Source organism: Hydrogenophaga intermedia, assembly GCF_023715105.1.
Lineage (GTDB): Bacteria > Pseudomonadota > Gammaproteobacteria > Burkholderiales > Burkholderiaceae_C > Hydrogenophaga > Hydrogenophaga intermedia_A.
The window spans coordinates 1-12,410 of sequence record NZ_JAMBNO010000008.1 but is presented as its reverse complement, the minus strand read 5'-3'; the positions used below and the strand labels follow the sequence as shown (position 1 = coordinate 12,410).

The following is a 12,410-nucleotide window of genomic DNA, read 5'->3' as shown; positions in this document are numbered from 1 at the left end:
CGGCAGGCACTCCCGCAGCGGCGCATGGAGAGCATCGCAAGCTCCATGCCATTGCGCCCGAGCCCATCACTCCCTGATCGACGCCCCCAGTCCGCCGGTTTCACCTTGATCGAACTGCTGGTGGCGATCGCGGTGCTGGGGACCGTCGCCGCTCTCGCCGCCCCGTCGTTCGCGGCGGCCCTGCAGCGCCAGCGCGAAGCCAGCGCCATGCAGGAGCTGATTGCAGCCCTTCAGCTCGGCCGGGCCGAGGCCGTGCGCACCGGCCGCCAGGTGGTGATGCGCCGCATCGAGCCCTGCGCGGCCAATCAAGCGACCGGAGACTGGCGCTGCGGCTGGCAGCTGTTTGTCGACCTCGACAGCGACAACGTCCCGGACGCTGGCGAAGCCGTCATCCAGCATGGCGGCCACCACAGCGGCGTCTGGCTGCATCGCACCGGCATGGCGAACATCGCGCCTTTCATCCAGATCACCCGCTTCGGCGGCCTGCCCGCAGCCCTGGGGTTGGTGGCGCAATCGCCACAGGTCGCCGCGCAGGCGGGCACAGCCGGTGCACACCTGTGCGGCAATGGCACACGCCTGCGCGTGGTTCACGGCAAGGGTTGCAATGGGGAGAAATGAACAACGCGGCGTCTCGCTGATCGAGGCGCTGGTGGGACTGCTCGTGCTCGCGCTTGGCTTGCTTGCCATGGCGCGGCTGCAGGCCGGCCACCTCACCGAAGCCCGCAACACCAATGCGCGAGCACTGGCGGTGCAGATGGCGTCCGACCTCAAGGAGCGCATGCTGCTCAACCCGGGGGCGATGACGGCCAAGCCCGCCGACAACCCCTACCTGACCGGCTTCAAATCGGCGCCACCCGAAGACCTGCCCGATTGCAGCAAGCAGGCCTGCAGCCCGAGCCAGATCGCACAAAGCGATCTGGCCGCCTGGAAGCAACAGCTGGCTGCCCTGCTGCCCGATGGCGATGCTCAGGTGTTCAACGCAGACGGCGACCGGCACCAGTTCGGTGTGCTGATCGCATGGTCGGACGGCGGCAACCGGCAACGTGCGCGGGCCGAAGCGGCCAGCGAGAAGGAAGACGTCGAGCTTCTCGACGAAGCCAACGGCGTGTGGCAAAGCACCACGTCACAAGGGACCGGCGTGAAAGACGCCGCGTGTCCTGAGGCGCGCATCTGCCATCTGGTGCATCTGCGGCCATGACACATCCCCGATTCCTGGCCGCCAGACACGCAGGCGGCGCCCTGATCGAGCTCATGGTGGGGCTGACCATCGGGCTGATGGTGGCCCTGGCGGCGATGGTGAGCGTCTCGCACACGCGCCAGGCCTCCCGCACGCTGGACGCCGACGTCGCCCTGCACCAGGACGCCGCGACCGTGTGGCGCGTGCTCGGCCTGCACCTGCGGCAAGCGGGGGCGCGGCGGCTGCAAACCACGGCCGGCTCCACCGACGTGGCCTTCAACGCCGGGTTCAAGACCACCACCGCCAGCGGTGCAGCCGGCCCGCTGGATGGCGACGCCAGCAGCATCACCACGGTGTCCGATGGCGATGCCCAGGCGCACAGCGCGAGCTGCCTGGGCACGGATGGAGAACTTGATCGCATTGAAAGCAAGTTCAGCGTCGTGGACGGTGAGCTGCGCTGCGAGGGCCACAACCGCGTGCGCACCACCGACTTGAAAAAGTATCCCGATGGCATCAAGAGTGCCGACGCCACAGGCGCACTCATCGCCGGCGTGCAAGCGCTGCGGCTGCGCTACGTCCAGCAGGTCGGCGCCGATCTCCAGTACCTCGACACCCCCACCAACTGGAGCGCCGTCGTCGCGGTAGAGGCCTGCCTGCACCTGGCCAGCGAACCCTCTGGCGAAATCGACGCACCGCTGACCGATTGCGCGGGCCAGGAAGTCACGCCCGGCGACGGGCGCCTGCACAAGGTGTTTCGCCGCGTGTTCCAGCTTCGCAATCTGGCCCGATGATGAATCCTCCCCGCCTTGATCGCTCCCGGGCCCGCGGCGCGGCGCTCATCGTCGTGCTGGTGATGCTGCTGCTGGCCTCCCTGCTGCTGCTGTCCGGCACACGTCGCAACTGGCTCAACGACAAGCTCGTCGCCACCGAGTCAGACCAGCAACGGGCATTCGCCGCGGCCGAAGCGCTGCTGCGCGATGCCGAACTCGACATCCAGGGCATGCTGGCCGACGGCTCGGCCTGCCCGGCCTCGGCCACATCGGACGTTTGCCGCACCCGCAGCAACGGCATGGGCCTGTTCCCGCGCGAGGACGACGATTTCGACCTGCTGCAGGGCCTGGTCTCCGCGCAGTCAACCCGGTGCATCGCCGGCCTGTGCGTGCCGCAGGACATCAACGCCCTGCAAACGGCGCTCAGCACCGACCAGGGGCTGAAAGATCACGAGGCGGTCGGTGCGACGTACGGCCGTTTCACCGGCGCACGGGCAGGCGACACCGGCAACCCGTTGCTCGACAACGCGGCGCCCAGCGGCTGGTACTGGATCGAGGTGTTCCGCTATTCCACCGCCGCCCTCATCCAGACCGGCACGCAAGGACTGGTCGCACCCGAGCCAGCCCAGCCCTACATCTACCGCATCAACGCCGTGGCGTACGGACTGCGCGCGGGCACGCGCGTGCACCTGCGCTCGGTCTTCATCCCCCGCCCTGCCTTGTGAGCCCAGAGGCTTTCCAACGTCGAGTCCACAAATGAACACCCGACCGTCGCACCGCCTTTCCCGCCCCATGCCGGGTCGTCGAACCCTCCTCGCAAGCGCGATGGCGGGCCTTGCGGCGGGCGCCGTTGCATCGCCACTGCCCCTGCAACACGGGCCCTGGGGCATGGGCCAGGGCGCTGCGCCCAACATCATCGTGTCGGTGGACAACTCCACCAGCATGGGCAGCACCGGCATTGCTGCCCTGAAGGCGGCCCTTCGCGCCACGTTCTCTGCCACCAACCTGCCCGACAACAAGATCCGCCTCGCCTGGCAGGCCATGCACGGCTGTAACGCCATTCCAGGCAGCAACACCAGCACCAACGGACCATGTAGAGGCTACAACGGCATGCGCCGCTTCAGCGGAGCCCACCGCACCCAATTCAACAATTGGGTCGAATCCATCACATCGGTGCGGGGAACGCCCACCCATTGGGTCATGAAGAACGCGGGCGACTACCTCAGTGCCACGAGCCTGGGCGTCAACAGCCCCTGGGCCTACAACCCCGGCACCGACGAGTCCCCAGTGCTGGCGTGCCGCCGCAGTTACCACATCCTGATGACCGACGGTGAGTACGGTCACTCGGCATGGAACGCACCCTCCCCCTTCAAAGAGCGCGACATGTCCGGCCCCGATGGCGTGCGCATCGTGCGCGGCGGCAACGCTGACGGCAGCGACACCACACTGCCTGACGGCACGCGCTACAGCATCACGAACGAGCAGACCAAGCTGTACCGCGACAACTGGGGCTCGGCCGACCTCAGCTCCTTGTCCGATCTGTCCTTCTACTACTGGTCGCGCGACCTGCAACCGGGCATACCCAATCAGCTGCGGCCGCCCGCGCAGCAATCACTCGGCCCCGAGGAGTTTGGCACCGACACCCACTCGGCCATGCTCGATCCCTACTGGAATCCACGGAACAACCCGGCAACGTGGCAGCACATGGTGAACTACACCATCGGCTTCCTGAGCGCTTCGTCGTGGTCCGGCGCGCCGACATGGCACGGCGACACCTTCACCGGGCTGGGCGGGCTCATCCGCGGCAACGTGGGTTGGGTCACTCCGTTTTGCGGGGCCAACTCCAGTGGCAGCGGCAACCTGCCCTGCGACGGGGGCACCAACTACGAGAGGCGTGGCGACGCGCGCAAGGCGGAGCTCTGGCACACAGCCCTGAACAGCCGGGGCCGCTTCGTGCCGGCGCCCGATGCCAACGCCCTGGTCGTCGCTTTCCAGAACATCCTCAACGAAATCACCGTGACGGCCGGCGCCGGCTCGGTGAGCATCGGGGCCACCTCGGGGCGCCATGCCCAGGACCAGCTGATCTACGAGGCCGAGTACGACAGCGACCGCTGGCGTGGCGACGTGACGGCCTGGGACTGGTCGGGCAGCGCGGGCACGCGCAGCAGCAGCCCCAAGTGGCGCGCCAGCGCGTGGCTGGACGACGAAAGCCGAAACCTCAGCCAGCGCAAGATCTTCACGCACAACGGCAGCGCCGGGGTTGCCTTCACCTGGAACGCACTCGACACCACGCTCAAGAACCAGCTATTGAACGGCGCCACCAACAGCGTGGGACAACAGCGGCTCGACTACCTGCGCGGAGAGCGCAAGCTGGAAACACAGAACGGCGGCACCTTGCGCGACCGCGCGTCGCGCCTGGGCAGCATTGTCAACAGCAACCTCTGGATCACGACACCCCCGCGACGCCTGCGGCACGACTGGGAGGGCCACGCCGCCTTCCGCAGCGCCCAGGCCAAACGCCCGGCCATGGTCTATGTGGGCGCCAACGACGGCATGCTGCATGGCTTTGATGCCGATACCGGTGAGGAGCGCCTGGCCTATGTGCCCCGCGGTGTGTACAACACCCTTCGCGAAAGCACCACGCCTGGGTTCGCTTACAAGGCCACGGTCGACGGCCACCCGTTCACCGCAGACGCGGACCTGCGTCGGGTCGGCAATACCGTGCTGACGACCCCGAACTGGCGCACCTTGCTGGTGGGTGCACTGGGCGCGGGCGGACGCGGCTACTTCGTGCTCGATGTGACCGACCCCGCCAACGTCGGTACGGGCAACGTGCTGATCGATCGCACGTTCGCCGCGGAAGCCACCGGCACGCAGGTCCCGCACGGCGACATCGGTCACCTGCACGCGCCCGCCGTGACCGACGGCCCCCTCACGCAGCGCAGCGAACAGATCGTCAAGCTCAACGACGGCCGCTGGGCAGTGGTGCTGGGCAACGGCGTCAACAGCGCCAACGAGCGACCGGTGCTGCTGATCCAGTACCTCGACGGGGACCGCGCGCTGCGGCCCATCGTGGCGAACAGCACCAACGGCGCCGGCAACGGCCTGGGGCCGGCCCGGCCGATCGATATCGATGGCAACGGAACCGCCGACGTCGTCTACGCCGGAGACCTCAAGGGCCAGCTCTGGAAATTCAACCTGAGCAACACCGACCCCACGAAATGGGGCGTGGCGGTGTGGGACGGCAGCGGCGCCACCTGCTCCAACGCCACCACCTGCCAGCCCTTTCTGCGGGCAAGCGACTCCGACAACGCGACCGTGCCCCAACCCATCACCACCGCGGTGGCCTGGATGCCGCATCCACTGGGTGGCATCCAGCTGCTCTTCGGCACCGGGCAACTGTTACAGCCCACCGACCCGGCCAACAAGGCCGTGCAGACGGTCTACTCGGTGTGGGACAAGAGCAAGTACAAAGGCACCGGCGACGCCCTCACGAGCGAAGACCTCGGGCGCCTCGCTGACGCCGACATCCGTGAGCGGCTGGTGTCGCAACCGGTCACGGGCGCGATCCCGGTGGTGGACACGGACGACGTCACCCACGACGATGCCTACCAGGCTTCGGCCAGCAACGCGGTGGGCTACGCCCGCAACGACGAAAAGGCTCCGCGCGGCTGGTTTGTGGATCTCCCGGTATCGGGCGAACGGTTGATCGTCCACCCGCAAACCTTCCTCGGCCGCAAGGCGATCTTCACCACCACCGCACCGAGCGAGGCCAGCGCGCAGGAGAGCTGCGATCCGCCCAGCACCAGCGGGCAGCACTGGCTCAACGTGCGCGACATGATCACGGGCCAGCTGCCCAAGGGAGGCGTTTTCTACGCACAGCACACCACAACCTCGATCGACACCGCCACGCGCGCGCGCATCGGCAGCAACGAGTTCGTGTTGTTGCCCGGTCAGGGGGATCGCTTCCGCATTGCCAGGGCAAATGGCGGCAAAAGCACCGGCCAGGGAAAGGACGTCTCCCCCGACGAACTCAAGGATATCGTCCCCCCGCCTGCACGGGCCGACTGGCGGGAGTTGCGCCCATGAAGCGCGGCGGGCCCAAGTGCGCGGGTGGCTTCACGCTGATCGAGGCCATGATCGTGGTGGCGATCGTCGCCTTGCTGGCAGCGGTCGCCTTGCCCTCCTACCAGGAGCACGTCCGCCGCACCCACCGCGCTCATGCGCGAGCCACCCTGTTGCAGGCCGCGCAGTGGATGGAGCGCGCGGCCACCGCCCGCGGCCGCTACCCGGACGCCGTGCCTGCCGGAGTGTTGGCGGTCGAGGGGGGGCGCTATCAGGTCGACTTCCTGCCCAACTCTCTCACCGCCACCGCATTCACCTTGGTGGCCATCCCCGCCGGGGCGCAGGCGGCGGACCGCTGCGGCGAGTTCCGCCTGACCCACACCGGCTTGCGCGCACAAGTGGCCACCGCCTTGGTGGCCACACCCGACGACACCGCCACCTGCTGGGACCGCTGAGCGGGCGGATTCCGCCCGCGCCCTGCGCCCCGTTGCCGGCCGGGCGGCAACCCTGTTTCCGGGGCGGCTCCCCAAACCCTGCGAAAATGCACGGATGTTCACCGGCATCATCACCGGCGTGGGGCGCATCGCCGACTCCCATGCGCTGGGAAGTTCTTTGCAGCACGGACGGCGCCTCGCCATCGAGGCACCGCCGGGCTACCTCGACGACGTCGGTCTGGGTGACAGCATTGCGCTCAACGGCGCCTGCATGACCGTCACCACCCTCGACCTGCCAGCCCGGCGTTTCACCATCGACATATCGGCCGAATCGCTGGCCCGCACGACGGGCCTGGGCGAGGTCGGCCGCCGTGTCAACCTGGAAAAGGCCCTGCGCGCGCACGACCGCCTGGGCGGTCACATCGTGTCCGGCCACGTGGACGGCATCGGCACGGTGAGCCATTTCGCCATGGTGGGCGAAAGCTGGGAGCTGCGGGTGCTGGCGCCAACCGCCCTCGCCAAGTACCTGGCCTACAAGGGCTCCATCACGGTCAACGGCGTGAGCCTGACCGTCAACCGCGTGGACGACCGGCCCGACGGCTGCGAGTTCAGCATCAACCTCATCCCCCACACGGTGCAGAACACCACGCTCGGCGATCTGGCCGCTGGCAGTACCGTCAACCTCGAAATCGACACCGTCGCGCGTTACGTGGAGCGCATGCTCTCGGCAACGCCCGTCACCCCCAAGGAACCCGCATGAACGCGCCCGAACCCCTGGCACCGGTGGCCATCTCCCCGGTCGAGGCCATCGTGGCCGACATGCGCGCCGGTCGCATGGTCATCCTCGTTGACGAAGAGGACCGCGAGAACGAAGGCGATCTCGTGCTCGCGGCCGACCACGTCACGCCCGACGCCATCAATTTCATGGCCCGCTATGGGCGTGGCTTGATCTGCCTCACGCTCACCAGAGAGCGCTGCGAGCGCCTCCGCCTGCCGCCCATGGTGCCGCGCAACGGCACCAAGATGGGCACGGCTTTCACCGTGTCCATCGAGGCCGCCGAAGGCGTGACCACCGGCATCTCGGCCGCCGACCGCGCGCGCACCGTGCAGGCCGCCGTGGCGCCCAACGCCAAAGCGAGCGACCTGGTGCAACCCGGCCACATCTTCCCGTTGCAGGCGGTGGAAGGCGGCGTGCTCATGCGCGCCGGCCACACCGAAGCCGGTTGCGACCTCGCGGCCATGGCCGGCTGCACGCCCGCCGCGGTGATCTGCGAGATCATGAAGGACGATGGCACCATGGCGCGCCTGCCCGACCTTCAGGTCTTCGCCGCCGAGCACGGCATCAAGATCGGCACCATCGCCGACCTGATCGAATACCGCAGCCGCACCGAGAGCCTGGTGCAGAAGATCGGCTCGCGACCGCTCAACACCGCTTTCGGCGAATTCACCGCGCACGCGTTTCGCGACCAGCCCAGCGGCGCGCTGCACCTGGCGCTGGTGAAGGGCCAGTGGGGCACCGACGACGTGGTGCCGGTGCGCGTGCACGAGCCGCTGTCGGTGCTGGATGCGCTCGAGGTCGGGCGCTCCATGCACAGCTGGAGCCTGGAACAAAGCCTGCGCTTCATCAGCGAGCGCGGCCGCGGCGTGGCCGTGCTGCTCAACTGCGGCGAGTCGGCCGAGCAATTGCTCGCGCAGTTCGAAGGCACGGCACGTTCCGCCCAGGCACCCGAACGTGGCCGCATGGACCTGCGCACCTACGGTGTGGGCGCGCAGATCCTGCGCGAATGCGGCGTGGCCCGCATGGAGCTCATGGGCAACCCGCGCCGCATGCCCAGCATGCAGGGCTACGGCCTCGAAATCACCGGCTTCATCGGCCGCCAGAACTGAAACCCAGGGAAACGGAATTCACCATGTTTGGTGCAGACAAAGGATCCGCAGGCGAGCTCGACGGCAAACGCCTGCACATCGGCATCGTGCAGGCGCGCTTCAACGAGGCCATCACCGATGCCCTCTTCCAGGCTTGCCACGCCGAGCTGCTGGCCCTGGGTGTGCAGGAAAAGCACATCGCCCACGTGAAGGTGCCGGGCGCGCTGGAGGTGCCGGTGGCCCTGCAGGCCATGGCCGAGCGCGAGGAATACGATGCGCTGATCGCGCTGGGCTGCATCATCCGCGGCGAGACCTACCACTTCGAGCTCGTGGCCAACGAATCGGGCGCCGGCGTCACGCGCGTCGCGCTGGACCACCAGATCCCGGTGGCCAACGCCATCCTCACCACCGAGAACGAGGCCCAGGCCCTGGCGCGCCAGACCGACAAGGGCCGCGACGCCGCGCGTGTGGCCGTCGAGATGGCGCTGGTGCTGGACCAGATCGGTTGAGCATGGCCACCAGCACCGACACCCCCACCCCCCGCAAGGCCGCCGACAAATCGGCCCGCACCCGCGCGCGCGAGTTCGCGCTGCAGGCGCTGTACCAGCACCTCGTGGGCCGCAACCCGGTGGACGACATCGACGCCTTCACGCGCGACCTCTCGGGCTTTCACAAGTGCGACAGCCTGCACTTCGACGCCCTGGTGCGCGGCTGCGTGGCGCAAGCCAGCGACCTGGACGCACTGATCGCGCCGCGCCTGGACCGCCCGCTGGCGGAGCTGTCTCCCATCGAGCACGGCGTGCTGTGGATCGGCACCTACGAGTTCCAGCACTGCCCCGACGTGCCCTGGCGCGTGGTGCTCAACGAGTGCATCGAGCTGGCCAAATCCTTCGGGGGCACCGACGGTCACAAGTTCGTCAACGGCGTGCTGCATCCACTGGCGGCGCAGCTGCGTCCGGCCGAGGTGGCGGCCTCGCCGCGTGGCGGCGCGCGCAAATGAAGCTCGCCGCACGCGCGCAGCGCGTCGACCCGTTCTACGTGATGGAGGTGGCCAAGGCTGCCGCGCGCGAGGCCGCCACGGCCACGCGCCCCATGATCGCGCTCAACATCGGTGAACCCGACTTCACCGCGCCGCCGCTGGTGCAGCAGGCTGCCGAACGCGCCATTCGCGACGGCCGCAGCCAGTACACCCACGCGCTGGGCCTCATTGCGCTGCGCGAAGCCATCGCCGGCTGGTACCACACCCGCTGGGGCCTGCAGATCGATCCAGCCCGCATCGTGGTCACCGCCGGCGCCTCGGCGGCGCTGCAGCTGGCCTGCCTGGCGCTCATCGACGCTGGCGATGAAATCCTGATGCCCGACCCGTGCTACCCCTGCAACCGGCAGTTCGTGCAGGCAGCCGAAGGGCGAGCGGTGATGGTGCCCAGCGGTCCGGCCCAGCGCTTCCAGCTCAGTGCAGCACAGGTGCGTGCGCACTGGGGTGAACGCACGCGAGGCGTGCTGCTGGCGTCACCCTCCAACCCCACCGGCACCTCGATCGCGCGCGACGAGCTGCAGCGCATCGCCGGCGAGGTGCGCGCGCGCGACGGCATCACGCTCATCGACGAGATCTACCTCGGCCTGAGCTACGACACCGCCTTCGGCCAGAGCGCGCTCTCGCTGCCCGGTGGCCTGGGCGAATCGGTGATCAGCGTCAACAGCTTCAGCAAGTACTTCAACATGACGGGCTGGCGCCTGGGCTGGCTGGTGCTGCCGCCGGCACTGGTCGAGCCGGTGGAGCGGCTGGCGCAGAACCTCTTCATCTGCCCGAGCACCATCGCCCAGCACGCGGCGCTGGCCTGCTTCGAGCCCGAGAGCCTGCACGAGTACGAGCGCCGCCGCGCGGCCTTCCAGTCGCGACGCGACTTCTTCATTCCCGAACTGAACCGCCTGGGCCTGACCGTGCCGGTGATGCCCGACGGCGCCTTCTACGCCTGGGCCGACATCACCGATGCCGCCACGCGCTGGGGCATCGCCCCGGGCGGCGAGCGCCCCGAAAACGCGCAAAGCTGGCGCTTCGCTTTCGAGCTGCTGCAGCGCTGCCAGATCGCCGCTACGCCGGGGCGCGATTTCTCGCATGCCGAGCCGGGCCGCTACCTGCGTTTTTCCACCGCGAGCTCGCTGGAGCAACTCCAGGAGGCGGTCGCGCGGCTGGAGAAGGCCCTGTGAACGCGGCCCTGCCGTTCGAATGGCGCGTGCGTGTCTACTGGGAAGACACCGACGCCGGCGGCATCGTGTTCTACGCCAACTACCTCAAGTTCTTCGAGCGCGCGCGCACCGAATGGCTGCGCGCGCGTGGCGTGGAACAGCAGCGCCTGCGCGAGACCGCGGGTGGCCTGTTCGTGGTGAGCGCCACCGACGTGCGGTACCACCGCCCGGCCCGGCTCGATGATTTGCTTCTGGTTACCGCGCAGGTGACGGAAGCGGGCCGTGCGTCGCTGACAATCGCGCAGACCGCGCGCCGCCACGGCCCCGGGGCCGAACTGCTGTGCGAAGGCAGCATCCGCATCGGTTGGGTCGACGCGAGCACCCTGACCCCGCGCCGCATGCCGCCCGCACTGCTGCAAGCCCTGGGCCTGACCTAGCGGCCGCACGCAATCACGAAACCTTTGATCCCCTTCTGGTATCCCTGACCCCATGACTCCCGAACTCTCCATCGTCCAGCTCATGCTCAACGCGAGCTGGGTGGTCCAGGCCGTGGTGCTGCTGCTGGTGCTGATGTCGCTGCTGAGCTGGGCCGCCATCTTCCGCAAGCTCGGCACGCTCAAGCGCGTCAAGGGCAAGAACGACGACTTCGAGCGCGAATTCTGGTCCGGCACCAACCTCAACGAGCTCTACGCCGCCGCCACCCAGAACGCCCGCCAGGGCGGGCCCATGGAGCGCATTTTTGCCAGTGGCATGCGCGAGTACCACAAGCTGCGCGAGCGCCGCATCAGCGACAACGGCGCACTGCTCGACGGCGCGCGCCGCGCCATGCGCGCAAGCTTCCAGCGCGAGCTCGACGTGCTCGAGTCCAACCTCTCGTTTCTGGGCACGGTGGGTTCGGTGGCTCCCTACGTGGGCCTGTTCGGCACCGTGTGGGGCATCATGCACGCGTTCACGGGCCTGGCCTCGCTGGCGCAGGTCACGCTGGCCACGGTGGCCCCCGGCATTGCCGAGGCACTGGTCGCCACGGCCATCGGGCTCTTTGCGGCCATTCCCGCGGTCGTCGCCTACAACCGCTTCGCCCACGACATCGACCGCGTGGCCAACGGCCTGGAGACCTTCATGGAGGAGTTCTCCAACATCCTGCAACGCAACCTCGGGGTGCATCCGGCCGGCCCGACCGGCAGCGCCTCCACCTACTGAGCGACGCGGGCACCCACATGGCCAAACTCGCTTCTCGCGGCCGTGGCCGCCGCACGATCAACGAGATCAACATGGTCCCGTTCATCGACGTGATGCTGGTGCTGCTGATCATCTTCATGGTCACCGCACCGCTGATCACGCCGAGCCAGATCGCGCTGCCCAGCGTGGGCCAGGCGGCACGCCAGCCCGACCGCTTCGTGCAGGTGCTGCTCGACAAGGATGAGCAACTGCGTGTGGTGGAAGGCCGCGCTGCGAGTGCCGAAGGCGTCCCGGTGCCCATCAACCTGCTGGCGCTGCGGGTGCGCGAGCTACAAGGAGCCGAGGGCAGCGATCCGGCCACCGTGCCGGTGATCATCAGCGCCGACAAGACGGTGAAGTACGAATCGGTGGTGCGCGTGATGGACACGCTGCAGAAGGCCGGCGTGCAACGCGTGGGCCTGTCGGTGCAGACCACCCGCTGAGCCCATGACGTCCAACGCCGCCCGCCGCATCGAATTCGCCCCGCCGCCACCCGCGCGCTGGGGTGGCCCGCTGGGCAAGGCGGCCGCCGTGCACGCGCTGCTGATCGCCGCCCTCACCTGGGGCGTGTCATGGCGGCACGACGCCGACACGCCGGCGGTGGAGGCCGAGCTGTGGTCGCGCCTGCCGCAGCAGGCGGCACCGCGCGCGGTGGAACCCCCACCGCCACCACCGGCGCCCGCCCCACCACCC

14 protein-coding genes and 1 pseudogene are annotated in these 12,410 nt (G+C 68.6%); all 15 read left to right on the top strand.

What is annotated here, in order from left to right:
• Window positions 1-24 precede the first annotated feature (24 nt).
• Entirely contained in the window at window positions 25-618 is a 594-nt protein-coding gene (locus M3149_RS08800; protein WP_353056808.1) for a GspH/FimT family pseudopilin, read from the top strand.
• The gene (gene pilV, locus M3149_RS08795) at window positions 605-1,198 is read left to right on the top strand and encodes a type IV pilus modification protein PilV (protein ID WP_251708930.1); all 594 of its coding nucleotides are present in this window, start codon (window positions 605-607) and stop codon (window positions 1,196-1,198) included. The genes M3149_RS08800 and pilV overlap by 14 nt, the downstream gene beginning before the upstream one ends.
• Window positions 1,195-1,968: a hypothetical protein gene (locus tag M3149_RS08790; RefSeq protein WP_251708929.1), complete on the top strand. Its 774-nt coding sequence runs from the start codon at window positions 1,195-1,197 to the stop codon at window positions 1,966-1,968. Before pilV ends, M3149_RS08790 begins: the two co-directional genes overlap by 4 nt.
• Complete coding sequence (locus M3149_RS08785; protein ID WP_251708928.1) at window positions 1,965-2,672, top strand: pilus assembly PilX family protein; 708 nt, start codon at window positions 1,965-1,967, stop codon at window positions 2,670-2,672. Before M3149_RS08790 ends, M3149_RS08785 begins: the two co-directional genes overlap by 4 nt.
• Before the next feature lie 100 nt (window positions 2,673-2,772).
• Window positions 2,773-6,036 carry a pilus assembly protein gene (locus M3149_RS08780; RefSeq protein ID WP_251708927.1) on the top strand — a complete coding sequence of 1,088 codons (3,264 nt, stop codon included), beginning with the start codon at window positions 2,773-2,775 and terminating at the stop codon, window positions 6,034-6,036.
• Window positions 6,033-6,467: a type IV pilin protein gene (locus tag M3149_RS08775; RefSeq protein WP_251708926.1), complete on the top strand. Its 435-nt coding sequence runs from the start codon at window positions 6,033-6,035 to the stop codon at window positions 6,465-6,467. Before M3149_RS08780 ends, M3149_RS08775 begins: the two co-directional genes overlap by 4 nt.
• Window positions 6,468-6,561: 94 nt before the next feature.
• Complete coding sequence (locus M3149_RS08770) at window positions 6,562-7,206, top strand: riboflavin synthase (RefSeq protein ID WP_251708925.1); 645 nt, start codon at window positions 6,562-6,564, stop codon at window positions 7,204-7,206.
• Window positions 7,203-8,333 carry a bifunctional 3,4-dihydroxy-2-butanone-4-phosphate synthase/GTP cyclohydrolase II gene (gene ribBA, locus M3149_RS08765; RefSeq protein ID WP_251708924.1) on the top strand — a complete coding sequence of 377 codons (1,131 nt, stop codon included), beginning with the start codon at window positions 7,203-7,205 and terminating at the stop codon, window positions 8,331-8,333. Before M3149_RS08770 ends, ribBA begins: the two co-directional genes overlap by 4 nt.
• A 23-nt stretch (window positions 8,334-8,356) precedes the next feature.
• Window positions 8,357-8,821: a 6,7-dimethyl-8-ribityllumazine synthase gene (gene ribH / locus M3149_RS08760; protein WP_251708923.1), complete on the top strand. Its 465-nt coding sequence runs from the start codon at window positions 8,357-8,359 to the stop codon at window positions 8,819-8,821.
• 2 nt (window positions 8,822-8,823) lie between these two features.
• A complete protein-coding gene (gene nusB, locus M3149_RS08755) occupies window positions 8,824-9,312 on the top strand; it encodes a transcription antitermination factor NusB (protein ID WP_251708922.1) in 489 nt (162 codons plus the stop codon).
• Window positions 9,309-10,520 (top strand): pyridoxal phosphate-dependent aminotransferase, encoded by a 1,212-nt coding sequence (locus M3149_RS08750; RefSeq protein WP_251708921.1) that lies wholly within the window; start codon window positions 9,309-9,311, stop codon window positions 10,518-10,520. The genes nusB and M3149_RS08750 overlap by 4 nt, the downstream gene beginning before the upstream one ends.
• Window positions 10,521-10,528: 8 nt before the next feature.
• Complete coding sequence (gene ybgC, locus M3149_RS08745; protein ID WP_251709093.1) at window positions 10,529-10,936, top strand: tol-pal system-associated acyl-CoA thioesterase; 408 nt, start codon at window positions 10,529-10,531, stop codon at window positions 10,934-10,936.
• Window positions 10,937-10,988: 52 nt separating this feature from the next.
• The gene (gene tolQ, locus M3149_RS08740) at window positions 10,989-11,699 is read left to right on the top strand and encodes a protein TolQ (RefSeq protein ID WP_251708920.1); all 711 of its coding nucleotides are present in this window, start codon (window positions 10,989-10,991) and stop codon (window positions 11,697-11,699) included.
• A gap of 17 nt (window positions 11,700-11,716) precedes the next feature.
• Window positions 11,717-12,160 carry a biopolymer transporter ExbD gene (locus M3149_RS08735; protein WP_251708919.1) on the top strand — a complete coding sequence of 148 codons (444 nt, stop codon included), beginning with the start codon at window positions 11,717-11,719 and terminating at the stop codon, window positions 12,158-12,160.
• 4 nt (window positions 12,161-12,164) lie between these two features.
• Window positions 12,165-12,410: pseudogene (locus M3149_RS08730) on the top strand (cell envelope integrity protein TolA); the annotation flags it as partial.